We start from the raw sequence: 25,021 nt of genomic DNA, 5'->3' as shown, positions 1-25,021 counted from the left end.
TATCTTGTGAGCTTTTGAATGATTGTCAAAATTGTTTGTTATACCAGGAGGCTTCTCATGAAACATAAAATTGCATTTTTCATAGGAACACTCTCAACAGGTGGAGCTGAAAGAGCGGTATCAAATTTAACATTAAATTTATCGAGTGAATTTGATAACAATATAATTTTATTTGAAAATAAAGCAAAAGTTGAATACCCCTATACTGGAGAAATAATTAAAGTGAGGAATGTAAAAGCAAGCAATGTCATTTATAAATGTTTAGCTCTTTATTATAGGATGAATATCATTAAGAAGCTGAAGAAAAAAAATGAAATTAAAACAATGATCAGTTTTTTAGAATATCCGAATCTAATAAATTTATTAACGAGAAAATATGGTAAAACGGTTATTTCTGTTAGAAATCACATGTCAACGAAGCACAAAAAAGGGCTTAAATCTTTCTTTTGGAAAAAAACCATCAAAATCTTGTATAAAAAAGCTGATAAAATTGTGGCAGTTTCACATGAAATAAAAAATGATTTAGTTACAAATTATGGCATCGATGAAGATAAAATAACAATTATTTATAACTCATACCCGATTCAAAGAATTAACGAACTATCAAAAGAACCCATTGAAGAGCAGTATAGAAATATATTCGAACATCCAGTGATTATCACAGCTGGAAGGTTAAATAAACAAAAAGGACAATGCCATCTCATTAGAGCATTTAGTAGAGTGAAAGCTTTAAATCCAAATGCGAAACTAGTTATTCTTGGGGAAGGTGTATTAAAGGAAGAACTAGAACAATTGGCAGATGAGTTAAAAATTAAACAAGATGTCCACTTTTTAGGCTTCCAACAAAATCCTTTTAAATACATTAATAAGTCAAAGGTATTTGTTCTCTCTTCTTTATACGAAGGCTTTCCCAATGCATTAGCAGAAGCAATGGCTTGCGGTATTCCTATCATTTCAACAGACTGTTTATCTGGTCCTAGAGAAATATTAGCGCCAACTCATATTGGTGTCAAGAATATGACATATGAAATTAATAGAGAGATGTTCGGAGTGTTAACACCAGTTTGTAGAGGTAATCATTTAAGGGAAAAAGATAGCTTACTAGAAGAGGAATTAACTTTAGCTAATCACATTCATCACTTATTAAATAATGAAGATTTGCGAAAATACTATGCAAATAGAAGCGTTGAAAGGATAAGTGATTTTAATATAAATCATATTATTAAGGAATGGGAAAACATGATTTCTAAATTCTGTTAAGTATGACTATATTATTTAAGAGGTATATAACTTTGGATAATAAAGAATTAACAGGGAAAATGATAAACGCTACTAAATGGGCAACGTTAACTGAGATCGCTGCAAAATTAGTTACTCCTATTACGAATATGATTTTAGCTAGAATCTTAGCTCCGGAGGCGTTCGGAGTTGTTGCAACCATCACAATGATAATTAGCTTTGCAGATATGTTTACAGATGCAGGGTTTCAAAAATACTTGGTTCAGCGTGAGTTTAAGGATAAGGAAGAAAAGCTTAAAAATACGAATGTTGCTTTTTGGACAAACCTTGGCATTTCTTTGGTCCTTTGGGGAATTATCATTATATTTAGTGATTTAATTGCTGCTTTAGTAGGAAATCCAGGCTTAGGAATAGTTGTTGCTATTTCTTGTATGGTATTACCTTTAACATCCTTTTCAAGTATTCAAATGGCACTATACAGACGAAGCTTTGATTTTAGGACTTTATTTACAGTAAGAGTAGGGACTGTATGTATCCCATTTTTTATTACGATCCCTTTAGCTTTATTTGGTTTAGGTTATTGGTCGTTAATTATTGGCATGATTGCAGGACAATTGTTTAGTGCAATTGTATTAACTGTAAAATCAGAATGGAAACCATCACTGTTTTATAAATTCAAAATATTAAGACAAATGCTATCATTTAGTATATGGTCGTTAATTGAAGGGATAATGATCTGGTTTACCATTTGGGTAGACGTTCTTATTATTAGTGGTGCCTTAAGTGTCTATTATTTAGGAATATATAAAACATCTATTATGATGGTGGATGCTTTATTCGGGCTTATAATTGCGTCAACTGCACCTGTTTTATTTTCTGCTTTGTCACGTTTACAACATGATAATGAAAAGTTTAATCTTTTCTTCTTTAAAATCCAAAGATACGTTTCCTTGATCGTATTTCCACTGGGTATTGGTGTATACCTATATAGCGATTTAGCGACCCAAATATTTTTAGGTGATGATTGGTATGAAGCTAGTGATGTCATTGGTTATTGGGCGTTAACTAGTGCAATTATGGTAGGTGTCGGACGATATTGTAGTGAAGTGTATCGGGCTAAAGGCCGTCCTAAATTATCTATATTGGCTCAAATATTGCATTTAGTCGTTTTAATTCCTGTTTGTCTCATTAGCGTTAAGTATGGTTTTTGGGTGTTAGTCATTGCTCGTTCATGGATTAGGTTGCAAGGTGTCATTGTTAATTTATTAATAATGAAGTTTGCAATCGGGATATCTATAATTAAAATGCTTAAAAATGTGCTCCCTTCAGCTTTATTTGCAACTTTGATGGGTTTTTTAGGATATTTATTGCAGCGAATGAATGAGGGGCTCGCTTGGGATTTTATATCGATTTTATTATGTATGATTTTTTATTTCTCACTAAATATACTTTTTCGAGATACACGGCTAGATTTAATCGGTTTAGTTCAACAAATAAAAAAGAAATCATAAAAAGAAATGGTTGTCTGGATGAAAAATAGTACAGGTGGTGGGTAAATGAAAATTGGAGTTTTTTCCGATCCACAGGGACACGAGAAGGCTATTGTAGATGCTTGTATTGATAGAAATGTAGATTATGTCATTATTAATATATTTGCACCTAATTGGATAGAGCAGTTTGAGAAGGCTGAGTGTGATGGTTATATTGTACGACCTCCTACTAAAACAAGATTGTGGAGGAACGTGTTCCTTAATAGAATATGGTTAATCAAAGATAGAATAGAAGGTAAATGCGTTCCTGAGCTTGAAAGCATTTTATATTATGAATCTAAAATTATGATGTCTGACTTCTATAAGTTAAATGAGCTGCCTCATGTCTCGGCAAACACCTTTTTTAATATAAAAGAAGCGCTACATTTCGCCAAACAAACAAAATCATTTCCTAAAATCATTAAAAGTGATGGAGGAAATTCAGGTCTTGGCGTCAAAAAAATAAATTCTAAAGTCAAATTAATGTTTCAAATATACAAATCTTTTTTTACAAAAAATATATTTAGAGGATACCATACAATAAGTGATCTACCAAAGTTTGTGAAAAGCTATTTAAAGCCCATAAAAATGTATAAAAATATGAATAGAGAGTATTTTCCATACACTGAAAGGGGGCAGGGGTACATCCACATTCAAGAGCATGTGGATATGAAAACAGAGTGGAGGGTCATTAAAATTGGCAATTCTTATTTTGGATTTAGGAAACCAAAAGGGAAAAATGGGTTGAGAAGTGGGTCTGGTTATCTTGGTGATTGGGTCGACCCTCCAAAAGAATTGTTAAATTTGGTTAAAGCATGGTGTGAAAAGTTAAAAATATCCTCAATGTCCTTTGATATCTTTGAAGATTTAGAAGGTAATTACTTGATTAATGAAATGCAAGTATTTTTCGGATCAATTTCTCCTAGTCAAATGTACATTGATGGTGTTCCAGGAAGATATATGTGGATAAATGGTAAATGGGTTTTTGAGGAGGGGGAATTTTGTAGATTTAATTGCAATTTGTTAAGGATAGAGATGTTAAATGAAATGATTTATAAGAAAGAACTAGCAGCTAGTTTTAACTAGAATATATGGCTCGCCAACCGGCGAGCCTTTATCATTTTCCATAGCAGCGATAACGATAAAGGCACAGCTCTTGAATATACTGGTCAATGACTACTGTGTTTTTATCCAATTGTTCGTTATTATCATTGTTTAATGATATTACTTTTAATTTTTCCTCATCAATATTTGTAAGAGAAATATTATGCTTTAATTGGTTTAAAATTTCATTTGATATTTGTATATGGTTTGGCAACGCTTCCAAAAAATATTTTTCAATTCTACTATAGTCTGTTTTTCTTTGATGTAGTCTTTTAAGAACTTCTGTGTGTTTGACGTGAAGGTCTATAATTAACAGCGGTTTTGAGTGAACCATCTCTAATAATTGTTTTAAATCGAGAGGTTTAATGAGATGATGGGCACTATACTCAATGGACCATAGTGCTTGAAAAAAACCTTGGTCTAAAATATGGATCCCTTTTTTAGTAGAATTAGATTTAATAATGGCGATTACAAATAATAGGTTAGAAGCAGTTTTGATAAAGTCCTTATAACTTTTTTGGTGTGTTTTAAGAATAATTTGAATAGCATAGATGCATATATTCGGAGCTGTAATTAATATTTTCATAATATATAATAATTTTGTTATTTTTTTGAAAAACTCTTTCTTCGAATTTATTTTATAAGTTGGCTCATTAACATGAAAGCCTTTAACTGATAATGATTTAGCCAACATATGTGACAGTGTTGTTTTTCCTACACCTGGAATACCGATAAATTCTACCATGATGTCGTTATGGTTATGAAAGTTTTTTATATGTGACCCCATATCTTTGTTTTCACCTCTGAAAGAACCTCATTTAATGATCGATTTGCATCTATTTCTATAACTGTTGCTTTTTCATTAAATTTTAATGAACTAATGTCTTTGACCCTCTTTTGAAACTCCTCAAACTTCATATCTTTTTTTCTTTGAAATGCGATATCAGCTGAGACATTTAATCTAACAATGAGATCAGGCGGCTTCATATGTGCCTCTTTATAAGTTCTACTTTCCCATCTAGCCAAATACTGAATGATTTTATTCTTATGTTGTATCCAATCATGTAAGAGCGGTCCATCATTACGACCCATAATTTGATATTGAGGATAGCGGTCTGTAATGATAACGTAGCCAAGGCTCCTTAGCTTTCGAATTTTTTTCAACTTTTTTCTTTTTTCGAATGAAAGTGTTAAAGCCCATGTAAACTTTGCAAGGGCGATTAGTTTGCTGCGAAATTTTCTTACATGTAGGTGTTCTTGTGTGAGTGGTTGTCCTTTTTTTGCATGTCGTTTATCTGTCCATTGCTTTAGTACCTTTAATGGATATCTAATGAGAGAGCTTGTACCATCACCACTCCCTAAATACATGTTATAAGTGTCTATTTTACTAGATAAAAAAGAGGTTACTTCTGATGTAATAGTAGATTTTCCAGATCCATCACAGCCAATAAAGGAGATAATTAAACCACCAGCTGGCAGTGTTACTCTACTAGGAGTAGTTGTTACCCTTGAAGTTGTGCTAGTGACAGAGTTATAAGGTGTACCAACGTGTAAATGCTGGTCTAGCGTTTTCTTGTTTTTTAAGCTTGTTAATAACTCATGCGTACGGAGAAGTGGACTATCGTTGTATAATTCGTCAAAGAAGATATTATCGGCTACTAATGAATTGTGGATAGGTGTTAATTGCTTATATTCTTGATGTGTAAACAGCCCTTTTAATTTCAAAGAATCATTGCTTCTAGTTAGTTTATGTAATGGCTGTGTCCTAGTCAGATTCTTTATCCTATACCCGTTGCTTTGAAGTTTACCGTATATAATGTTTTCATGGTCGTGTATTTTGAGACACCCCTTTCTGTAGTATTCTACAATCTTAATGAGCAAAAGTTCTACCTTAATCAAACTCCCCAATTTTATCTACTAGATTACTTATAAATATGCTGACCTTTCATACTATGATAGAATTGTAAAAGTTATTACTTTTGAATCAAAATGATAAGTTTGGGGAGTTAAATTGAACTAGAGATTATATGCCGGTAATGATTAATTGCCCGTTATTATCAACACTTATTGTGAATCTACTGCCGTCAGGTGATTTAAGGATGTAAGCATTCTCTCCTAAATCATGTTCGCTCGGCATTGGAAATGAACTCATGTCGAATGCACCTTCAACTACTTTTACACCCCCAATCCAAAAGGTTCCAGACCCTTCTCTTGATCTGATCCGTAATGAACCTGTTGGATTACCTCCGGTCGTAAATTGAAAAGCTAAAAACCTCATATAAGGACTAGGATAAATATCTTGATCTGCTATTCTGTTATTATCCGGATCTTGAAGAAATACTCTAATTTCATTTTTTAAAAATATACCTATTGTATAGGTAGTGTTTGGTTTAAATGTAGCAGTGCTATTAATTCCCTGATAGGTTGAAGTCATGGTAATTTCCTGAACATATTCTCCTATTGCTTCAGTATTTGAAGGTAATAGTTGTGCTTCACCGACTCCTTTATCGACATCAGGAATCCAATTTTCAGCGATGCCTGGATAACTTCCTTCCTCGTTGAAAAAACCATATCCATCAAGTACATCTTGATCAGGTTTACGGTCTCTTAGAAAATAAACTTTAGATAGATCCTCAATGACCATAGGTACTGATTCAATGGCACCAACAACAATATCTTCACAGTCTTCGGTAATCCATACTCCAACATTTCCATACTTATCCCAACCATATGACCCTAATGCTCCACCTGCTTGTCTTCCTGTTAACCCACTTAGCTGTATGTTTCTTGAGCTTCTAATCATCAGCCCAATATCTATATTTTTAAGGGCATCTTGACCACTTAAATGAACTCCATTCGTATCTTCAACTAAAATATGATAAACATTTCCAGCTGAAGGATCGCTATAATTACCTTTTCCTTCAAAATAATTTCCAGCAACACTAACCCCTGCACTGCCAACATATATACCACAATACTCATTAGATTCAAGTGTACAACCATGTACGAATGATTCTACAGCTGCTACTACACCACAGTTTCCATTGGAGAGTGCCCAACAATTCAACACATTGGTAGTTTGAGATTCAGAGCCTGCATGAAATCCGTTTTGATCATTTTGATTTGACATACATGCAATGAAGATTCCCTTCCATGATTTTTCATGATAAAAACCATGCCTCCCACATTGGTCAACAATAATATTTTGAATCACCCATTGATGCACGTCTACGATATGGATACCGTCTCTTGGTGCATTTTGAACACGAAAATCGGACCATGTAAAATTGTCAGTTCTTGATCCATTAGACAAATAAATTAAATCCTCATTACCTGTGTTTGATGTTTCCTTCCATATTAATTTTGAATATTCTTTTCCATCCCCGACTATATTAATTGATCCCTCAACTAGTAACGAATCATAGATGGAATAATTTCCATTTGGAATATATACTGTTTTAACATCTCCGCTGACAGCAGCGTCAAAAGCAGACTGTATTGCTCCAGTTGAATCGCTGTTACCAGTAGGATCAGCACCATAATCTAAAATGTTAACAACATTCATTTTTTTATCATCCTTTTTTTGTTATTTATATATTCTGTGTAACACTTACTTAAAATGATTGGACAAAATTACTATTTTTAATAAATATCAACGTCTAATCAGCTCTAAAAAAATTGGAATACAAGATTCATATAAACATAGGATGTAATAGTGTAGGTAGATTAATCAAAAGGGAAGGAATCTATGAGAGTATTTCAAATCAAGTTTGGATCAAAAATCAGTCATTACACAAAGAACAGGGATTATTTAGAGTTAATAAAGGGTTCTAGTATGACATTTATATTGCGCCTTTTGTCATTTATTCTGTTATATGTATTAAACTTTATGATTGCAAAAGTTTATGGCGCTGAAGCATTAGGTATATACACGTTGTCATTTACCTTATTAACGATCTGTCTTACGCTCGTTTTACTTGGAACAGATACAGCAATCATTAGATTAATCACAGAATATCGTAGTCAATATTCTATGAAGCAAGCAAATATCGTTTTTACTAAAGTTATGAAATTGCTAATACCACTCTCTGTTTTATTTAGTGTTTTACTTTTTATCTTAGCTGAGCCAATTGCTATCCTATTATTTCAAGAACAACTGCTCATACAACCATTTAGAGTAGTCTCCATCGTCTTACCCTTTATGGTTATGACAAGAATGTATTCAAAAGCATTTAGAGCGATCAAATCTATCACAAAATCTATATATTTTGAAATTATTGGAATACGTTTTGGGAACCTTTTAATATTAGTTTTTTTCCTGCTTTTATTTACAAAAGACTTCATGCATATCATATATGCGCTTTCAATCGCTATTACGATCACCGCATTTATGAGTATGTTTTCTTGGCATAAGTACATTCGAAAAGATGAGGAAAATCAGCAGCTTTTATTTAATCAAATAGAAACGAAAGGTTTAAAGGAAATACTTCAAATTTCAATTCCAATGTATTTAACGTCAGCTATGTCACTCATCTTAAATTGGACAGATGTCGTTATGCTTGGTATTTTTCAAAGTACTAGTGTTGTAGGGATTTATAGTATCGTTCTAAAACTATCACTGTTAATTAGCTTTTCATTATCTTCTATTAACATGATTATTTTGCCTAAATTTTCTGAGCTATACTGGGAAGGGCGAAAGGATGATTTAATAAAGATTTTTCATTTTTCATCTAGACTCATCGTTTGGACTTCAATTCCACTGTTATTTATAATTATTCTTTTCGCACCGGTTCTTTTGGCTATTTTTGGAGAGGTCTATATCGAAGGGGTAATCCCACTCATCATTTTATGTATTGGTCAGTGTATAAATGCATGTGCTGGTAGTGTAATGCAACTGCTGAATATGACAGGGAATGAAAAATTAGCTAGGAATGCAATTGTTATTTCTGCAGCTACGAATGTATTGGGAAACTTAATTTTAATACCTATCTTTGGAATGATCGGTGCAGCTGTTGCTACATCTTTAAGTATCATTATTCGAGAAACGATGGCTTCCATTTATGCTTATAAAAAATTTAGCTTTCGTACATGGTACATTCCATTCGTGAAATAAAATGAACACGTCGTTGAAAAATCTTTAATGTCCAACTTAGGAGCCAATTATTGATTTAAATAGTTTTTAAGTATATAAGCTCAAATATTTTAGATGGCGGTTTTCTCATATTGTTGCTTTTCGTTCAAAAATATAAGCACGTATACATCTAGCGTTCGTGGCATCTTTTCGTCAAATTGTTCATTGTTAATAAAATAGTTTAGATAGAAGAGTTTATGTGGAAGGTTACTAATAAGAGCTTTTATTCTAAACGATTTTCTAGTAATAATGAGTAGGTTATTATTTAAAACACTCGCAATTCCAATAATTGCTATTTTACTAATCGATATAGTAGAGAAGGTTTTATGAAAATCTTATTGTAAAGTAGCAAAAGTGCCACGCACTCTAGTTAAATTGATAAATATTTATGTAGTATAAAAACAATCAAAGTGAAAATAGAGATAGTAGGAATATTTAAAAGTTATGAACATAGAATCTAATATCAACAAATACATGTAAAACAACAGTGCTTTTGTAAAAAATACTGTTCATAAGTTTTTTGTTTTCGCTACTGCATTAGAACTAAAAGGTATGTAAGTAATAGTTTTTAAAGAGGACAAGGTGTCATGAACATTCATTGTATTGCCTTAGTACGAAAAAATAGGATAACAGTAAAAAAGTAATAGTTTCTTCAGTACGTACATGTACAAGGTTTCACCGAGGTAGAGACAGACTGTTGATTGGTGGAAATTTTCGATTGTTACAAGTAAAGTGATGTGTGTAATTGATTATGGTTTGGAGATGTATTTTTTAACAAAGGCTGTTTTTGCATAGATGTGCGAATAACACGACATCTATCCCTTCTAGTTTAGGGAAGATAGCAACATAGTTTTAAAAAAAGAGCAATTAGCATAGCTAACTAATGTACGGTCATGGGTGGTAGAGTAAGAGATCATTTATTCGAGAAAGGATTTTTAATAGTTTACTAGTTTATAAATTGTACAAGTTATTGGCAATAGTGATGAAAAAAATGCAAGTAAATATATTATTGGAGGAAGAGATGGAAGCAGAAATCGATTTTAAACAAATACTTTATATCGTTATTAAAAAAATATGGATTGTAATCTTCATGATGATAGTAGCCATTGTTATTAGTGGATTAATCAGTTTTTATGTTCTCACTCCTACCTATAAATCATCTGCACAAATACTAGTTTCACCGACTAATTCTCAAGTACAGCCATTCAGTTCAAATGACATACGACTTAGCATAGAGTTAATAAATACTTATAGCGAAATTATAAAAAGTCCGTTTATTTTAGAACAAGTAGTGGAGGAACTAGAATTAAATGACTCTATTTCAAGTTTGAATAAGTCGATTACAATTCAAACGGAAAGTCAATCACAAGTCTTTTCAATAGAAGTGACTAATGAGGATAATGAAATGGCTGCTCAAATTACAAATACCATTGTGCAAGTTTTCAAAGAAGATATTTACGAGTTAATGAATGTAAACAATGTAACAATCTTAGCTGAAGCTAAGACATCAAGTAATCCCATTAAACCTAAACCATATCTTATTATTGCACTCTCCGCTGTAGCTTCCATTTTAGTTTCACTAGTACTCATTTTTTTAATAGAGTTTCTTGATAATTCTGTTAAATCTGAACAAGATATTGATGATTTAGGCATGAATATATTAGGTACTGTGAATAAAATAAAAAAGGTAAAAGTCAAGAAAGCTCTAGTAAAACTGGAAGTTCAACAAGAAAGGGGAGTTAATAACCTTGAGGTCTGAAAAAGGAAAAGCAAAAAGTAGATTGCGAGGTATGGAGGCTTATTTAAAGCCAAAAACAATCGTATCCGAACAGTATCGATCTATACGGACAAACATACAATTTAGTATGAATACTCACGCCAAGCAATCGATCGTTGTTACATCTTCGATACCTAATGAAGGAAAGTCTACTACTATTACTAATTTATCAATCTCATTTGCACAACAAGGAAAACGCATATTAATTGTTGATGCTGATCTCCGAAAACCAACATTGCACAATATATTTAGAATCTCTCAAGTGAATGGACTAACAAATTATTTAGCTGGATTTTATTCTTCAATAGAGGATATCATCTATAATACTGACATAGATCATTTATCTATCGTACCGTGTGGCCCAGTCCCAAATAATCCTGCTGAACTACTTAGCTCAAAGCGGATGAATGATTTTATGGAAGAAGCCATCCAAAAATTTGATCTTGTTTTGTTAGATACTCCTCCTGTTTTAGCAGTTACTGATGCACAAATTGTTTCCAATTTATGTGGTGGTGTTCTTCTTGTAGTAAAAAGCGGGAAAACAGATAAAAAACAAGTGAAAAAAGCTAAAGAATTACTGGAGCAAACGAATGCAAATATTTTAGGAGCAGTACTAAATCAAAAGATAGCATCTAAAAATAAGGACTTTCATTATGTTAAATAACATCAAATTCCTTATGGGTGTATAATTAAGTAAAATTGTATCTGTTTTTAAAAAAAATGGACAAGATATATCCGAGCTCCATCTTTTACCCATATATGTTTATAATCAATTGATAGCAATTTAAGTGGGAAAAATATTTATGATTATTTCATATGATTTGAAAAAGGCACAATTTATTAACTGTGCCTTTTTTAGTGTATATTAATGTTCCAATTGATTTAACTCCTGTATACACTCTTGGACAAGGGTGACAGCTTGACTCATTGAAGCTCCGCCTCCAAACGCTGCAGTCACTCCACAAGCTTCTAGTATTTCTTGTTCAGAGCACCCTTGATCCAAACACCCTTTTATATGGTATATAATACAATATTCATCTTGAGCATATAAACTAATACCTAATGCAATCAATTGCTTTTCCTTCTGTGATAAGCTGCCTTCCTTAAAACATTCTTCAGTAAAAGAAATATACTCTTTAGCTAGATTGGGCATCTTTTCAGTAAATAAACCGAGTCCAGCCTTATAATGATGAAGTGATGCTTCCGTTGAATTTCTAGCTTCAAACTCCATTCCTTATCAACTCCATTTCTAATTTGCAAAGGTCAAAAGTTATTATAAGCTAATTGATAAGTAATTAAACGAAAGAAGATGACTATTTTCTTTTTAGTTATGGTTGGTTTAAAATAGAATATCTAATATAAAGAGCTTAGACCTTTGAACGAACTAGGTATTATTGTACATCCATTTACGATCCTAATGGTGAGTGAGTGTGATGAAAGGAGGGTGAGATGATTGAAAACTATTCTAGTAACTGGAGCTGCTGGCTTTATAGGAGCACATGTATCAAGAAGGTTATTACAAGATGGCTATGATGTTGTAGGGGTAGATAATTTAAACGATTACTACAATGTTTCGTTAAAAAAAGATAGATTAAAATTTTTGGAACATAAAAATTTCTTGTTTAAGAAGTGCAGCATTACTGACGAACATGCGATCATGAATGTGTTTCGTGAATATGAGCCAACTGTAGTCATTCATCTAGCTGCTCAACCAGGTGTGCGGTATAGCTTAGAAAACCCTCATGCCTATATTAACTCTAACATCGTTGGATTCGTTAATATACTTGAAGCTTGCCGCCATCATGCTATAGAACAGCTAATTTATGCTTCATCAAGCTCGGTTTATGGTGCTAATACGAAGCAACCATTTTCTGTGCACGATAATGTCGATCATCCTGTAAGTTTATATGCAGCAACAAAAAAAGCTAATGAGTTAATGGCACATACGTATAGCCACCTATACAACCTTCCAACAACAGGTTTACGATTCTTCACTGTATATGGGCCGTGGGGTCGTCCTGATATGGCACCATTTTTATTTACTGAAGCAATTTTGAATGGTGAACCTATTGATGTTTATAATAAAGGGAATATGAAGCGAGACTTTACATATATTGATGATATTGTAGAAAGCATAAGTAGATTATTACATAAAATACCTGAGCCAAATGAACATTGGTCTGGAAACAATCCTGATCCTGGTACGAGCTACGTACCATACAAAGTTTTTAATATTGGCAATAATAACCCGATTAATTTGACTGATTTTATTCAAGCTATTGAACAAAAGTTAGGTATGACGGCAAAAAAGAATTTTTTGCCTCTACAATCAGGGGATGTTGTAGAAACATATGCGGATGTAGAGGATTTAATAAATGAGATCGGCTTTAAACCACAAACATCGCTTAAAGATGGAGTAAGTAAATTCATTGATTGGTATTTAACATATACAAATAAAGATTAAGGCATTTGGACATCAGGTGAAGAATATACTCCACCTGATTGCTCATTTCTTGCATGTACATTTTGGTTGTTGCTTTTCGTTTTAGGCACGTACATCTAACGTTCATTGCATCTTTGCTACTTTTACAATGGTTGAGCTCTCATAAAACTCATCAACTGTCCATTTTTAGTGAAAACGAATAGAAACTACACTTTAAAACGCCCAACCATACCTTGTAATTCTGCTGCGGTATTTGCAAGAACTACTGTCGCATGAGAGATGTCTTCCATCGTTGCGCTTTGTTCCTCTGTAAGTGCAGCGACGTTTTGTGTATTTGCTGAAGAGTGCTCTGCGATGTTAACAATTTCTTCCGAAGCTAATACAATATTATTAGCGCTTGCATTTACATGCTCAACGGTTGTTAATACCTCTTTTGATTGTGTAGCTATTTCTTCAATCATTTTGGTGATCTCTTTGAAAGCTTGTCCAGTCTGGTTAATTAATAAAAGACCGTCCGTAACATCTGTCTTGCCTTCAATCATCGATTGCACTGCTTTATCTGCTTCTGATTGAATTTCTTCAATAAGCTTTCGAATGTCTTCTGTAGCACTACCAGATTGTTCAGCTAACTTTTTCACCTCATCTGCTACAACAGCAAACCCTTTCCCATGCTCACCAGCCCTTGCTGCTTCTATAGCTGCATTTAATGCTAATAAGTTTGTTTGTTCAGCAATTTCAGTAATGAGTGTAACAATCTTGCCAATCGCTTTTGATTTTTCCCCGAATTTGTTAACAATTTCTGAAGCGAAAACTGCTTGCTGTTGGATTTGAGTCATTTGTGCTGCTGTTTTTGTGACAGCATCAGTTCCTAAGTTTGCTTGTTTGCTAGTAGTTTCTGTTAAACTCGCTACTGACTGGATAGATGAAGCAACTTGGTTAATGCCTGATGAAACGTCTGACATGAATTGTGATGTAGAGGCTGTTTTTGATAGTTGATTTTCTGTTCCTGATGCGACGCCTTGAAGAGCGAGGGCGAGTTGCTCAGTTGCTTTGTTGTTCATTTCGGTGCTTGAAGACAATTCCTTTGAACGCTCTGATACTTGAATTGATACATCATAGACTTTTTTAATAAGCTGGTGCCATTCATCACTCATTTCATTTATTGATAGGGCAATTGGCTTTAAGCTTCCGGTTCGGCTTTCATCTAGACGAGATGTTAAGTCACCTTCTGCAAGCCGATTCGTATGTTTAATGATCATTGTCATTGGACGGAAAAACTTTTGATAATTTAAAAAGCTAATGAGTGAACCGATGATTGCACCTCCAATGATAACACCAACTACATTAGTAACAAAAAGGGTACGTTCTAAGCCCATCATGTAACTTAATGATATACCTAATATTGAAGTACCGATTGCAGCAAACAAAATGGTCCGAATTAAGTACCTTGCAAGTGAAACAGGACTGGACATACGCTGTTCTCCTCTCGAAAATATATATATATTTTACATATTATACTAATATTTGCTTGGTTTGTCATGAATTAATTGAATATTTGAACTGATAGATCAAGAAGGATAGTCGTATGCTCATTGATAATATTTAGCACGTAAAACATCAATTCAATGCATAGAAAGGAGGCGGTTTTTTATAGGAGTATAAGACTTCTGTATAAAGAATGTGTTCACAGTATTTGTTGCTTTCGTAAAAGAGGCTAAATACCAATATTGCCAATGTCTGAGGCATTTTTCTTCTACTATAAAATATCGTATTATACACTCAAAGTTTCCGATAAGAGCCTTTATTAAAGCTTGATATGCATTGTGTGAATGAGATCTTCAAAACCAAACTCCTCATAAAGATTTTTGGCGGGGTTTTTAGCAAAAACATTTAGTTGAACGTATTTATAACCATGTTGCTTACATTTATTTAAGCCAGCTTGTAATAATTTATTTCCGATACCTTTTTTGCGATGTTCTTCAAGCACATATAAGTCTGCAATATAGCCGATATACGTATTTTTAATTGAATCTATCGTCCCTGTAACGAGTACCCAGCCTAATAGTTTTTGGTCTTCCTTTGCAACTAAATAATAGCCATTACTTAGGGCCATTCTGATGCCATTCACAGCATGCTGTTCATGACCTTTTGCGTAGCCCATCGTGCTTTCGACAGCTACTTTCTTCGCATACCGAAATATTGTTTGCACATCACTATTTGACGCTTTCACTATTTTCATTTTGACTCTCCTCGCACCTTAAGTTATTTACTGTATATTCACCGTAAATTTGAAAGTGCATGTCACGGCCCTAAAAACGTCAGAAATCATGCTAGTATATAAAATGGTATTTTTTGTGAATGTACTGGTTATTATTTGAATTTGATAGAGTAATAGTATATAAAGATAGAAAGGGTTAAGAGTGATATTGTGGCTATCACGACTAAAATGACAGCAAAATAAGTAGGGTTTAGTTTATGAAGCTGTTATCATTCTATTGAAGAAAGGGTGGCAAGAATACGAGTTATATACGTATTCTTCCTGCGTTCCAAAAGTACCAATCACCCTTAATGAATGGGGGCAGTTAGTGAAGGTTTCTTGCGATTGTCATCGCTGTTAACATTGGATAGCTTGAAAGCTAATTTGTATTCGACTATATTTTTTAGCAAGGGCTATTTTCACAAACTTTGTTGCCATAGTTCATAAATTAATAAGGCTCTTTTCGTAACCTCTGTTGCGATTGTTATCAAATTAGTACATAAAAAGTGATTTTATATGTTAGCGATCTTTGTACAGAAGAAAAGATGCCACGAATGTTAGATATTACGTACTTATACCTTAGAACGAAAAGCAACAATTAATGCGAAAACAGCCATTAATAATAAAGTTGTCAGTTTTACTCAACAGTCAGCATTTTAAAGAAGCAATGGTGGCTTCCCTACTAGTTGTTGAATACAATAGAAAGAAAAGGCTTCGCAATTGCGAAATATCTAGCGAGCTACTCTGTAACTGTAATCATTGCTTAATGATGAATTGGAAATAAGACTTATGGAAGGTGTATCATGTTGAAAACAGAAGGAATAAAACCGATCATTTCTACACAACAATTTCTAGACATTTTAAAGTATGCACACCAACAAGGCAACAGCTCTGAAACGATAACAGCGAAGGAATTAGTTAGTAAATTATCAGCAAAAATAACAGGAGAAGGTGTAAAATAACAACTCCCATAGAATTTAAAGGTGGGAATAACTTATCTCGCTTGTTAAACTGTCAAGAACACGTTATGACTAAACGGTGTCATAGGACTTAGTGAAATGAGTATAATGAAGAAAGATATAATTTTTCAACATTTTGGCTATAAATGGTATTTGAATAACTTTTAATGAAGGATGGAAAAGTTCAGGGTGAGGAAGTTCAATGCACTAAGGAAGGGCAACTGTAAATAGCAAAACTGGATGGTGAAAACCCCACGCATGTATGGGGGCGGCACTTCCTCTGTCGGTTGTTTCCCACGCTTGTTACCAACCTTTTTAAGGATATGCATATAGAAGGGGATTATGAATGAAACAAAAAGCTGTACTTATACTCATTTGGCTGTCTGTTATTAGTTGTGCCGCCGTCATTTTTTACTTTTCATCACAACCATATTCACAGCAAGACTTAAGACCACAACTAGCAAAATATATCGACAAGCAATGGATTATCGATCATTTTTCACATATACAATTTACTTATAGTGGGTCAGAAATTAGTGTTGCAAGTAAGGGACCTTATTCATTTCTTGAGTTTTTCATCCGTAAAGGTGCTCACTTTTTTATTTATTTTTTATTAGGCTTTTTAACATTCAATGCGCTTGCGATGATTTTCCGAAATAAATGGAAATGCATGGTCTATGCGATGTCATTTATCATTATTTATGCTGCAAGCGATGAAATTCACCAAATGTTTACAGGCAGTCGTTCCCCACTTATAGCTGATGTCCTTTTAGATAGCTTTGGTGGTTTAGTAGGAATCGTAATAGCTGTAGTATTTTTCAGAAAATCTGTGAAAATAACGGGTTTCTATGTCTTCAAGAAATAATTATCGTTCAGTTCTAAGTTTTTTAGATGATGTACATAGGGAAAGTAGCAAACGATTCACCACTTGGTTGAATCGTTTTAATTATGCGATTCATTAAAGATGTCATGTTAAAATGGTGCTATTAAGTATATGTGGTTATATTTTACAGTGTAAGGAGTTGTCTTTTCCTCAGGCTCTTTTCGTAAACTATGTTGTTATGACAATAACTTATAAAACCAAAGCGAGATAATTCGGATTGAAGGGCGCACACCAACTATTCTGAAAGGTAAGATAGGGGACATGGGCTATAGAAAATGCAATATAGAAAAAATAGTTACTATAATTGAAAGCCCTTTGCAATAGAAGGCTATGCATCAATCTGTTGGTCAATGGATAGATCCATAATTGTAGGGACATAATCAGGAAATATCCAGCATTGTATAAATAATTCGTTAATAGAAAGAGGGTGAGTGCTTGGACAAGCATATGCCACCAGCATTTTATTTATTTACTGGAATTGGATTATTGTTTATTGGTATCGGGAATTCAAGCCGTTTTATCCAACCTCAAGGAATACTTGATTATATTGTGGGGTTCTTTGGTATAGTAGCAATATGTTGTTCAATATTCTTGTTAATGCAATTCAAAAAGGTGAATGGTCGTCATTGAATAAGTTTAAGAAATAGAAACGAATAAAAGAAAGACTTGTAGATTGTCAATTAACTCTCGTACTGATGATAAGGTATATGTAAGGCAAATACTTAGTCATTGTTTTTCTTTCCTATCATACGTCACTTCTTTAGTTTCTTCTCCACTAATTGTAATAATTGCTGCCACTGTTCAGCTTTTCCCTCGTGTTTTGGGTTTACTTTAGTTTTCTTTCTTCCTCTCGTTCGTTTAGGCTTTTCCAACCTTCCTACCTCCTTGATTGATGTTTAAGTCAGCTATCAGATGGGGCTCCCCTATATACCAAAGTAGGGGGGCTATTTATAAGGAGCAGCCAATGGTAAACTGGTCGCCCCTATATCTACAATAGCTCATTAGGTGAAGCAACTTTATAGCTGGTTAGTTAAGCATATACAGTTCACCAACTTACAGGAGCAAGTTTTGCAGTTCTTCTGTAGATAGTTCTGTAATCCATGCTTCAGTTTGAATAATCTGATCGTTTAGCGCTTGTTTTTGCTCAAGCATTTGATCAATTTTTTCTTCAAGCGTACCTGTCGAGATAAATTTGTGGACGTGCACGAAGCGTTTTTGCCCTATTCGGTGTGCCCGATCAGTTGCTTGATTTTCTACTGCAGGATTCCACCAACGGTCAAAATGAATGACGTGATTAGCAGCAGTTAAGTTTAAGCCGGTTCCACCAGCTTTTAATGATAATATCATGATGTTTACTTCTTTGTTTTGAAAGCGTGCGATCATTTGATCACGCTTTGTTTTAGCTAAGCTACCGTTCAAGAATAATATTTCTTCGCCGAGCTCATCTTCTAACAATTTTTTAATCATATTACCCATACCAATATATTGTGTGAAAATGAGACAACTTTCATCACTTTCACGAATATTGTCGATAAGCTCTCGTAGCTTACCAAGCTTTGTAGATCGATTCAGTACATCAAGCGGTTGCTCCTCTTTTAAATAGAGAGCAGGGTGATTACATAGCTGTTTCAATTTACTGAGCATAGTTAATATTAAGCCTTTGCGTTTGATCCCTGTTTCTTGCTCAATCTTTGTAAGCGTGTCTTGAACGAGCTGTTCATATAATGATGCTTGCTCAACAGTAAGCGGGCAATATTCCTTCTGCTCCTGTTTATCAGGTAAATTCAGTGCTACATCTTTATCGGTTTTTGTGCGGCGCAATAAGAAGGGACGAATTAATTTTTGCAGCTTATTGATTTGTTGCTCAGATTGATCCTTTTCAATCGGGTTCACATAGTCTTTTTGGAACTTACCTAGGCTCCCTAAATAACCTGGGTTACTAAAATCAAATATTGACCATAATTCCGATAGTCGATTTTCCATTGGTGTACCTGTTAACGCAATATGGTGCTGACCTACTAATTGGCGAATCGCTTTAGACTGTTTCGTATCCGCATTTTTAATGTTTTGTGCTTCATCGATGCAAACCGTTCCCCACTGTACACTTGAAAGATCTTCAAAATCAAGGTGTGACAATCCATATGAAGTGATCACAACATCGGCATTGTGAACAGTAGGCTCAAACTTGTCACCCTTTGCACGGTGAGAACCATAGTGCAAATGAATACGTAACGAAGGTGCAAACTTTTCAAGTTCTTTTTGCCAGTTTCCTAATACGGAAGTTGGACAAATTAATAAAGAGGGCCTATGGTTGTTTTCTTCCTCTTTAACCTTTAACAAATAAGCAATCATTTGAATCGTTTTGCCGAGTCCCATATCATCAGCTAAACATGCACCAAAGCCGAATTTACGTAAAAATAACAGCCAATCAACACCTTGATGCTGATAAGGGCGCAGCTCACCACAAAATGTAGCTGGAATAGTTGCTGAAGGAATTTCTTGAATTTCATTTAGCTGCTTTAACATGTTTTTTAAATGACGATTCAATTCAATTTGGATCATTGCGAATGGTCGGTCATCTGCAGAGGATTGACCGTCCGTTAACTCATCTCGTAATAGCTCTTGTTCAAGAATGTCACGAAAATGCAAGCCTTCTTTGTTTGCTTTCTCAAGAACGCTTTGTACTCTTCTAATAAATTCTGGATCAAGCTTTACCCATTTTCCCCGTATGTTGACAAGACGTCGTTTCTGGTCGACGAGTGTCAAAAATTCGTCTTCAGATAAATCGATACCATTTGTCGAAAATCGCCAATCGAAATCTATTAGCTGTGTTAAGCCGACAAAAGATTTTCTACCGTTGGATGATGTCGATTTAACCTTCGCTTTCATCGAGAGGTTCGTATCTTTTAATGCTTGCCACCATGATGGCAGCAAAATTTCAACACCTGCTGAGAGCAATGTTTCACTTGCTTCGGTTAAAAATTCCCATGCATGCTGCTCTGTTAGCTTTGCCAATAATCCTCTTTCTGTTTGTAGCCAAGGAATAAGTTTTCCCCACAATGTTTGTTCTCTTTCTATGCGATCAATATATGGGCTCCATTTGGTTGGCAGTTGATCTTCATTCAAAATAATGAGCTCATCTTTATTGTCCTTTGAGCGCAAAAACGTTTCTAACTGCCAGATTCCATCATCATGTTCTGGTTCATCAAGCCGTAACCCAACAGTAAAGGGTGTTGTATCTAATTTCCAACCGATTTTTTCTAACCAGTCATCTTCACTAAAGATGATCGTCTGAGGGTGATTTTGATCATGATTTGGGTCGATTTCACTAGGCTGAAGGCTTTGATGTTCTGTTTGTGCGTAGAGGCTAATGAGCGGGAATGTTTGTTCAATTTCATTCCATACTTCTTTTAGTTCATCATCTGATTGTAGCCAATTTGTTAAAGCACTAGAGAACCATGCTATAGCAATACTTTCGTGCTCTTCATTATGATTGACAGCTTCCTTGATCTTCGTATGCCAATCATCAGTTAGTTTCCACCTAAATTGTTGATGAAGCTTCCACGTATGATAGTCTGGTAAAAAGTCCGTATCCGTAAGAGCTTCTTTTAGCAGAGGTGCAATTTTTCTATATAGTTGGCTTTCCTCACTCCATCCGACATGTATAAATGAGTTATGAACATCCTTAGCAAAAAAGTCGAGTGCTTCCCAAGGAGAAAGAATAACTCCTTTCACGTCTTTTACAGTTTGCATTTTAAGAAATGATCCATAAAAAGAGGCTTCATGCCAGAGAAATAGCTTCTCATAATCGTTGTCCTCAACGACGGAACGATCGTATATAAAAAACTGATCTTCAACTATTAACGTGTCGATGTGCAACGCTAATGTACTATTCATGAAGCAACTTTCCTTTCCTTAGCTCTTCCTGAAATGCACGCAGTCTTTTATTGGACGTGGCGAGCTTGTTTATATATATATTCCAATCATTTTCTCGCTTAAGTTTACGATAATGTGCGCGCAGCTTTTTTAAAAATTTTATAGCTTGCTTATAGCTTTGACGATTTTTCAGCTTCACCATTTTCATGATGGAATAGTGATAGTAGGGGAGTAGCACTTCGCGATCCTTTTCCTCAATTTCCTTTAACGTATATCTGTCATGCTCATCAACAGCGAAACCTACTAAAATTTGTAGATCTACCCATTTCTTATATTGTTCATGAGTGTACAAATAATCATCATATTCATAGTAGCTATAAGGTAACAGCTTTTCCATCGCTTCTACATATTCATCGTCTTTATTAGACTCTGAGCTGTACTCAGCAAGTAAATGTAATATTTTTCTTGTCATCGTTCGACTATGGTCATATGAGTGGGAAGAGGCTATATACTCATCTAGCTTTGTTAACATGTCGTTAACCCAGGGATCCATTCTTGCCCATGCTTTTTTATCAGCTAACTGTATGAGCCAGGTAAAGCTGTAAGGTAAGGCAGCAGGGTCATCAAGCTGTGAATATAAGCTAATTGCATCCTTATCGTTTTTGTCTAGAAATGCCATATGTGCAAGGGCTATCACATATAAATCAGCTTTCGTATCCTCATTTTCTCGCTCGTCTAGTCGTGTTTGTAGCCATAATCTTTCTATGTCAACCCATTGTTTTTTCTGCAATAGCTTAGACCAAATGACACGATAAACAGTCATTCGATCATATTTAAAATGATTTATTGGAATAAAGAGCGTATGAACCCTTTCAATGCTCTCTTGTAATAAAGAATCAAAAATAAATGGTAAAGTAACGTTACCAAGTAGTTCTGCTTGTTCTATGATGTCATCAACGAGGTGGTGTATATATGGAGTTACATAGTTATCCATGCCGTAACTTGACATACTAATGTCGATTAAATGTTCGTTCATCTTTGCCAAAGTTGTTAATCCTGCATGCATGGTGAATAAGCGCTTTAATTCTAGTTGTGTCGGTGCTTCGCTTTTTAAGTTAGCGTAATAACGATGATAAAGGCTAGCAAAAAAATAATTGTCGTCATGTGTACGCTGCTGTAGAAACGAAGTATATTCTTTTTCAAAGAAGTCAATCCAACTAGCAATAGATTTTTCTTCATATTTCGCAATGATTTTGGTATTTGGCGTGCGTATAGCTATATTTTCGACACTCTTTGTTCTACTTCTCTTCCATTCCTCTAAGAAGCTACCTACACGATCGACGGCAGCATAAACAGAAAAAAAGACAGCAAGCTGATGTCTACAAAACCCTTCAGCTGTACAAGTACATTCACTGAATTGCATAAAATCCATATCAAGGCTGACGTCAAAGGGTGTGACATCTTGCACTCGTGCATTGACTACGTCCTCTTCGACGTTGACGTTATATACGTTTCCTTGGCGATAAAGTAGAAGACCTTTATTCACTAAAATTCTGTCCTTCTCGTTGTCAGGGGCAAGTAAATCTTTAATTTTTTCTGCACAATTTACAACTTGCTCCTTAGCAAGCACATCCTGAAGCATACAAACCCTCCATTATGACAAATTCACACCGTAAAACACCATATCCTATCATTGTAAACTACCTCATACAGCACTGTCGACCACTTTTAGTAAAGCAAAAGTATTTGGGCTTTTATTCACCAATTAACGCATGGGGAGATAGTTTTCGTTACGTTAAAGTTGTGAGGAAGCTAGGTTTCATATGTACAATGTTAGTATTTCAGAAGCTCCATTTTTATTATGACCGAGTGGGCTAATATAACACAATTTCGACTAGCAGAGGGTGTGAAGCTAAAGGAACACCTTCCCATCATGATGAGAGGAATTGTTATGTTATTAATGACATTCTTGAATCAAATAAGTATTATCGGAACAAGACTATTACGGGATTTCCAAACTCCGTCATTTACTATACAAACTCTGTCATTTACTGTCCAAAGTAAGTGGTTTACTGTCCAAAGGACGTGTTTTACTATCCAAACTCCATCTTTTACTATAAATAAAGGTCTAACTAAACAGTTTGTAAAAAAATTGTCTAATCTTCATATAGGGATTTACTTATTTTAGCTTTTTTAGCAAAATATTATTGTTACAATTTCATTATTGATTTGTTTCAAGCTATCATCATTTTACATTTTTCGATATAATAAATGTTAACGTGTTATTGATTATGTAAAGGAGCAATTTTTGACATGACGAAAAAGCTATGTGTAGTAGGCTTAGGATATATTGGATTACCAACAGCTGTGATGTTTGCCAATCATGGCGTTCGTGTTCATGGTGTAGATATAAATGAAACAGCTATATCCATGATACAAAATAAACAGTTACATATTGAAGAAGAAGGGTTACAAGAACGTTTAAACGAGGCGATTGACAGTGGGAACTTTACTGCTTCAACAACACCCGAAGAAGCAGATGTATTTATTATTGCAGTTCCTTCCCCTATAAATGACGATAAGACAGCGAATTTAGATTATGTAAGGGCAGCAACGAAGTCAATCGTTCCTTACGTGAAAAAGGGTAACTTAGTTATTTTAGAATCGACAGTGCCTCCTAGAACTGTTGAGGATGTGATGATTCCCGTATTAGAAGAAACGAATTTACATATCGGTAATGAACTATATATCTCACATTCTCCTGAAAGAGTTATTCCAGGAAGAGTATTTGAAGAGCTAACGAATAACGATCGTATCGTCGGTGGTATTAACGACGAATCAAGTCGCTTGACTGTTGAGCTATACGAGGTTTTTGTAAAAGGGACACTCCATGTAACAGATGCAACGACTGCGGAATTGGTTAAGGTCATTGAAAATACTTACCGTGATGTGAATATTGCATTTGCGAACGAATTAGCGAAAATTAGTGAAAATCTAGGGGTAAATGCGTGGGAAGCCATTAAGCTAGCGAACTACCATCCGCGTGTAAATATCCACTTCCCAGGACCGGGTGTAGGAGGGCATTGTATCGCTGTTGATCCTTGGTTTTTAGCTGAGTTAGAGCCAGATCTTGCGAAACTAATTACACTTGCTCGTCAAACGAATGATGGCATGCCGCAGCATACAGCCAAGAGAGTAAAAGATATCATCAGCCAACAAGGAATCCAACACGGTCGCGTAGCAGTGTTTGGTCTTGCTTTCAAAGGGAATATTGATGATATGAGAGAAAGTCCGTCATTGGAAGTTATCCATCATTTACGTGAATTAGGTCTCGATTGTTCAGCGTATGATCCTCATATTAAAGAGAATAAATTGGACATTCAAACGCAAAGCATTGAAGAAGCAGTTGAACATGCTGATATCATTCTTATTTTAACAGATCATAATGAATTTAAAGCTATCCAACCGGACTTGTTTGCAGAGCGACTACGTACGAAAATAATACTCGACACAAAAAACTGTATTCAAGAACAAGCATGGAAAGACCAAGGCTTTGATGTATACCGTTTAGGTGATTCAAAAAACTAATTCATTTTTTTCGAAGACACTGATTGTTAGGCTCTTTTTTGACAACTTTGTTACTAGAACTTCTTACGAAGTACAATAATCGATGTGACAACAGTACTAAAGCTTCTTTCATCGTTGTACAGAAGAAAAGAGGCTAACGTATTGTACGAAATACAACAATCCATCTAATAAACTGGCTAGTTAAAAAAACTAAAAAGCTCAAAGATTATGCTTGTCTATTGTGCGTTGTAAACGA

General features: G+C 34.5%; 20 protein-coding genes. 12 read left to right on the top strand and 8 right to left on the bottom strand.

Translation table 11 applies throughout. The annotated features are described in order from the left end of the window. The first annotated feature begins 57 nt into the window (after positions 1-57). From ACSVDA_RS07425 to ACSVDA_RS07415, 3 genes are read left to right on the top strand one after another with little or no spacing between them, the layout of a single operon-like run. A complete protein-coding gene (locus tag ACSVDA_RS07425) occupies positions 58-1,260 on the top strand; it encodes a glycosyltransferase (protein WP_485882094.1) in 1,203 nt (400 codons plus the stop codon). Between the two features lie 32 nt (positions 1,261-1,292). Beyond that, positions 1,293-2,750 (top strand): lipopolysaccharide biosynthesis protein, encoded by a 1,458-nt coding sequence (locus tag ACSVDA_RS07420; RefSeq protein ID WP_485882092.1) that lies wholly within the window; start codon positions 1,293-1,295, stop codon positions 2,748-2,750. 45 nt (positions 2,751-2,795) lie between these two features. After that, on the top strand, positions 2,796-3,854 hold the full coding sequence (locus ACSVDA_RS07415; RefSeq protein ID WP_485882091.1) for a hypothetical protein: 1,059 nt from the start codon (positions 2,796-2,798) through the stop codon (positions 3,852-3,854). A 31-nt stretch (positions 3,855-3,885) separates the two neighbouring features. Here the strand turns inward: ACSVDA_RS07415 and ACSVDA_RS07410 are convergent, their stop codons facing one another. The 3 genes from ACSVDA_RS07410 to ACSVDA_RS07400 form a co-directional block, all read right to left on the bottom strand. Further along, on the bottom strand, positions 3,886-4,659 hold the full coding sequence (locus tag ACSVDA_RS07410) for an AAA family ATPase (protein ID WP_320207460.1): 774 nt from the start codon (positions 4,657-4,659) through the stop codon (positions 3,886-3,888). After that, the gene (locus ACSVDA_RS07405; RefSeq protein WP_485882089.1) at positions 4,644-5,597 is read right to left on the bottom strand and encodes a nucleoside/nucleotide kinase family protein; all 954 of its coding nucleotides are present in this window, start codon (positions 5,595-5,597) and stop codon (positions 4,644-4,646) included. The genes ACSVDA_RS07410 and ACSVDA_RS07405 overlap by 16 nt, the downstream gene beginning before the upstream one ends. Positions 5,598-5,895: 298 nt before the next feature. After that, positions 5,896-7,437: a right-handed parallel beta-helix repeat-containing protein gene (locus ACSVDA_RS07400; RefSeq protein WP_485882087.1), complete on the bottom strand. Its 1,542-nt coding sequence runs from the start codon at positions 7,435-7,437 to the stop codon at positions 5,896-5,898. A gap of 183 nt (positions 7,438-7,620) precedes the next feature. Between ACSVDA_RS07400 and ACSVDA_RS07395 the strand changes: the two genes are divergently transcribed. The 3 genes from ACSVDA_RS07395 to ACSVDA_RS07385 all read left to right on the top strand — a co-directional run bounded on the left by ACSVDA_RS07395 (position 7,621) and on the right by ACSVDA_RS07385 (position 11,444). Further along, positions 7,621-8,985: a flippase gene (locus ACSVDA_RS07395; RefSeq protein ID WP_485882086.1), complete on the top strand. Its 1,365-nt coding sequence runs from the start codon at positions 7,621-7,623 to the stop codon at positions 8,983-8,985. Between the two features lie 1,000 nt (positions 8,986-9,985). Further along, positions 9,986-10,762 (top strand): YveK family protein, encoded by a 777-nt coding sequence (locus ACSVDA_RS07390; protein WP_485882084.1) that lies wholly within the window; start codon positions 9,986-9,988, stop codon positions 10,760-10,762. Further along, a complete protein-coding gene (locus ACSVDA_RS07385) occupies positions 10,752-11,444 on the top strand; it encodes a CpsD/CapB family tyrosine-protein kinase (RefSeq protein ID WP_485882082.1) in 693 nt (230 codons plus the stop codon). Before ACSVDA_RS07390 ends, ACSVDA_RS07385 begins: the two co-directional genes overlap by 11 nt. Before the next feature lie 201 nt (positions 11,445-11,645). On the opposite strand, the gene ACSVDA_RS07380 is transcribed toward ACSVDA_RS07385, so the two are convergent. Continuing rightward, positions 11,646-12,011, bottom strand: a complete 366-nt coding sequence (locus ACSVDA_RS07380) for a carboxymuconolactone decarboxylase family protein (protein WP_485882080.1) — start codon at positions 12,009-12,011, stop codon at positions 11,646-11,648. 222 nt (positions 12,012-12,233) lie between these two features. Here ACSVDA_RS07380 and ACSVDA_RS07375 point away from each other — a divergent pair, with 222 nt between their 5' ends. Further along, the gene (locus ACSVDA_RS07375) at positions 12,234-13,244 is read left to right on the top strand and encodes an NAD-dependent epimerase (RefSeq protein WP_485882078.1); all 1,011 of its coding nucleotides are present in this window, start codon (positions 12,234-12,236) and stop codon (positions 13,242-13,244) included. Between the two features lie 185 nt (positions 13,245-13,429). Here the strand turns inward: ACSVDA_RS07375 and ACSVDA_RS07370 are convergent, their stop codons facing one another. After that, positions 13,430-14,695: a methyl-accepting chemotaxis protein gene (locus tag ACSVDA_RS07370; protein WP_485882076.1), complete on the bottom strand. Its 1,266-nt coding sequence runs from the start codon at positions 14,693-14,695 to the stop codon at positions 13,430-13,432. Between the two features lie 332 nt (positions 14,696-15,027). Further along, positions 15,028-15,462 (bottom strand): GNAT family N-acetyltransferase, encoded by a 435-nt coding sequence (locus ACSVDA_RS07365; protein WP_485882075.1) that lies wholly within the window; start codon positions 15,460-15,462, stop codon positions 15,028-15,030. Positions 15,463-16,283: 821 nt separating this feature from the next. Between ACSVDA_RS07365 and ACSVDA_RS07360 the strand changes: the two genes are divergently transcribed. From ACSVDA_RS07360 to ACSVDA_RS07350, 3 genes are all read left to right on the top strand, one after another. Beyond that, positions 16,284-16,442, top strand: a complete 159-nt coding sequence (locus ACSVDA_RS07360) for a YwzD family small protein (protein WP_320207470.1) — start codon at positions 16,284-16,286, stop codon at positions 16,440-16,442. A 343-nt stretch (positions 16,443-16,785) separates the two neighbouring features. Beyond that, complete coding sequence (locus ACSVDA_RS07355; protein ID WP_485882073.1) at positions 16,786-17,304, top strand: VanZ family protein; 519 nt, start codon at positions 16,786-16,788, stop codon at positions 17,302-17,304. A gap of 453 nt (positions 17,305-17,757) precedes the next feature. After that, the gene (locus ACSVDA_RS07350) at positions 17,758-17,952 is read left to right on the top strand and encodes a hypothetical protein (RefSeq protein ID WP_485882071.1); all 195 of its coding nucleotides are present in this window, start codon (positions 17,758-17,760) and stop codon (positions 17,950-17,952) included. 423 nt (positions 17,953-18,375) lie between these two features. Here ACSVDA_RS07350 and ACSVDA_RS07345 read toward each other — a convergent pair whose 3' ends face one another. Continuing rightward, complete coding sequence (locus ACSVDA_RS07345; protein ID WP_485882070.1) at positions 18,376-21,219, bottom strand: DEAD/DEAH box helicase; 2,844 nt, start codon at positions 21,217-21,219, stop codon at positions 18,376-18,378. Then, positions 21,212-22,840: an SWIM zinc finger family protein gene (locus ACSVDA_RS07340; RefSeq protein WP_485882068.1), complete on the bottom strand. Its 1,629-nt coding sequence runs from the start codon at positions 22,838-22,840 to the stop codon at positions 21,212-21,214. The genes ACSVDA_RS07345 and ACSVDA_RS07340 overlap by 8 nt, the downstream gene beginning before the upstream one ends. 219 nt (positions 22,841-23,059) lie before the next feature. On the opposite strand from ACSVDA_RS07340, the gene ACSVDA_RS07335 reads away from it, so the two are divergent. Both ACSVDA_RS07335 and ACSVDA_RS07330 read left to right on the top strand, forming a co-directional pair. Beyond that, positions 23,060-23,386, top strand: a complete 327-nt coding sequence (locus tag ACSVDA_RS07335; RefSeq protein WP_485882066.1) for a hypothetical protein — start codon at positions 23,060-23,062, stop codon at positions 23,384-23,386. 125 nt (positions 23,387-23,511) lie between these two features. Continuing rightward, the gene (locus tag ACSVDA_RS07330) at positions 23,512-24,786 is read left to right on the top strand and encodes a nucleotide sugar dehydrogenase (protein WP_485882065.1); all 1,275 of its coding nucleotides are present in this window, start codon (positions 23,512-23,514) and stop codon (positions 24,784-24,786) included. Positions 24,787-25,021 lie beyond the last annotated feature (235 nt).

The sequence above is a fragment of the Cytobacillus sp. Hm23 genome (assembly GCF_051842895.1).
Classification (GTDB): domain Bacteria; phylum Bacillota; class Bacilli; order Bacillales; family SM2101; genus Nanhaiella.
The sequence above is the reverse complement of the archived record's forward strand: the minus strand, read 5'-3'. Positions and strand labels throughout refer to the sequence as shown.

What these genes read in the sequence shown, in the direction of transcription:
- ACSVDA_RS07395 (WP_485882086.1), top strand. Translation starts at nt 7,621, where the DNA reads ATGAGAGTATTTCAAATCAAGTTTGGATCAAAAATCAGTCATTACACA.
- ACSVDA_RS07355 (WP_485882073.1), top strand. Translation starts at nt 16,786, where the DNA reads ATGAAACAAAAAGCTGTACTTATACTCATTTGGCTGTCTGTTATTAGT.
- ACSVDA_RS07425 (WP_485882094.1), top strand. Translation starts at nt 58, where the DNA reads ATGAAACATAAAATTGCATTTTTCATAGGAACACTCTCAACAGGTGGA.
- ACSVDA_RS07360 (WP_320207470.1), top strand. Translation starts at nt 16,284, where the DNA reads ATGTTGAAAACAGAAGGAATAAAACCGATCATTTCTACACAACAATTT.
- ACSVDA_RS07340 (WP_485882068.1), bottom strand. Translation starts at nt 22,840, where the DNA reads ATGCTTCAGGATGTGCTTGCTAAGGAGCAAGTTGTAAATTGTGCAGAA.
- ACSVDA_RS07345 (WP_485882070.1), bottom strand. Translation starts at nt 21,219, where the DNA reads ATGAATAGTACATTAGCGTTGCACATCGACACGTTAATAGTTGAAGAT.
- ACSVDA_RS07335 (WP_485882066.1), top strand. Translation starts at nt 23,060, where the DNA reads ATGACCGAGTGGGCTAATATAACACAATTTCGACTAGCAGAGGGTGTG.
- ACSVDA_RS07370 (WP_485882076.1), bottom strand. Translation starts at nt 14,695, where the DNA reads ATGTCCAGTCCTGTTTCACTTGCAAGGTACTTAATTCGGACCATTTTG.
- ACSVDA_RS07400 (WP_485882087.1), bottom strand. Translation starts at nt 7,437, where the DNA reads ATGAATGTTGTTAACATTTTAGATTATGGTGCTGATCCTACTGGTAAC.
- ACSVDA_RS07415 (WP_485882091.1), top strand. Translation starts at nt 2,796, where the DNA reads ATGAAAATTGGAGTTTTTTCCGATCCACAGGGACACGAGAAGGCTATT.
- ACSVDA_RS07390 (WP_485882084.1), top strand. Translation starts at nt 9,986, where the DNA reads ATGAAAAAAATGCAAGTAAATATATTATTGGAGGAAGAGATGGAAGCA.
- ACSVDA_RS07380 (WP_485882080.1), bottom strand. Translation starts at nt 12,011, where the DNA reads ATGGAGTTTGAAGCTAGAAATTCAACGGAAGCATCACTTCATCATTAT.
- ACSVDA_RS07365 (WP_485882075.1), bottom strand. Translation starts at nt 15,462, where the DNA reads ATGAAAATAGTGAAAGCGTCAAATAGTGATGTGCAAACAATATTTCGG.
- ACSVDA_RS07330 (WP_485882065.1), top strand. Translation starts at nt 23,512, where the DNA reads ATGACGAAAAAGCTATGTGTAGTAGGCTTAGGATATATTGGATTACCA.
- ACSVDA_RS07410 (WP_320207460.1), bottom strand. Translation starts at nt 4,659, where the DNA reads ATGGGGTCACATATAAAAAACTTTCATAACCATAACGACATCATGGTA.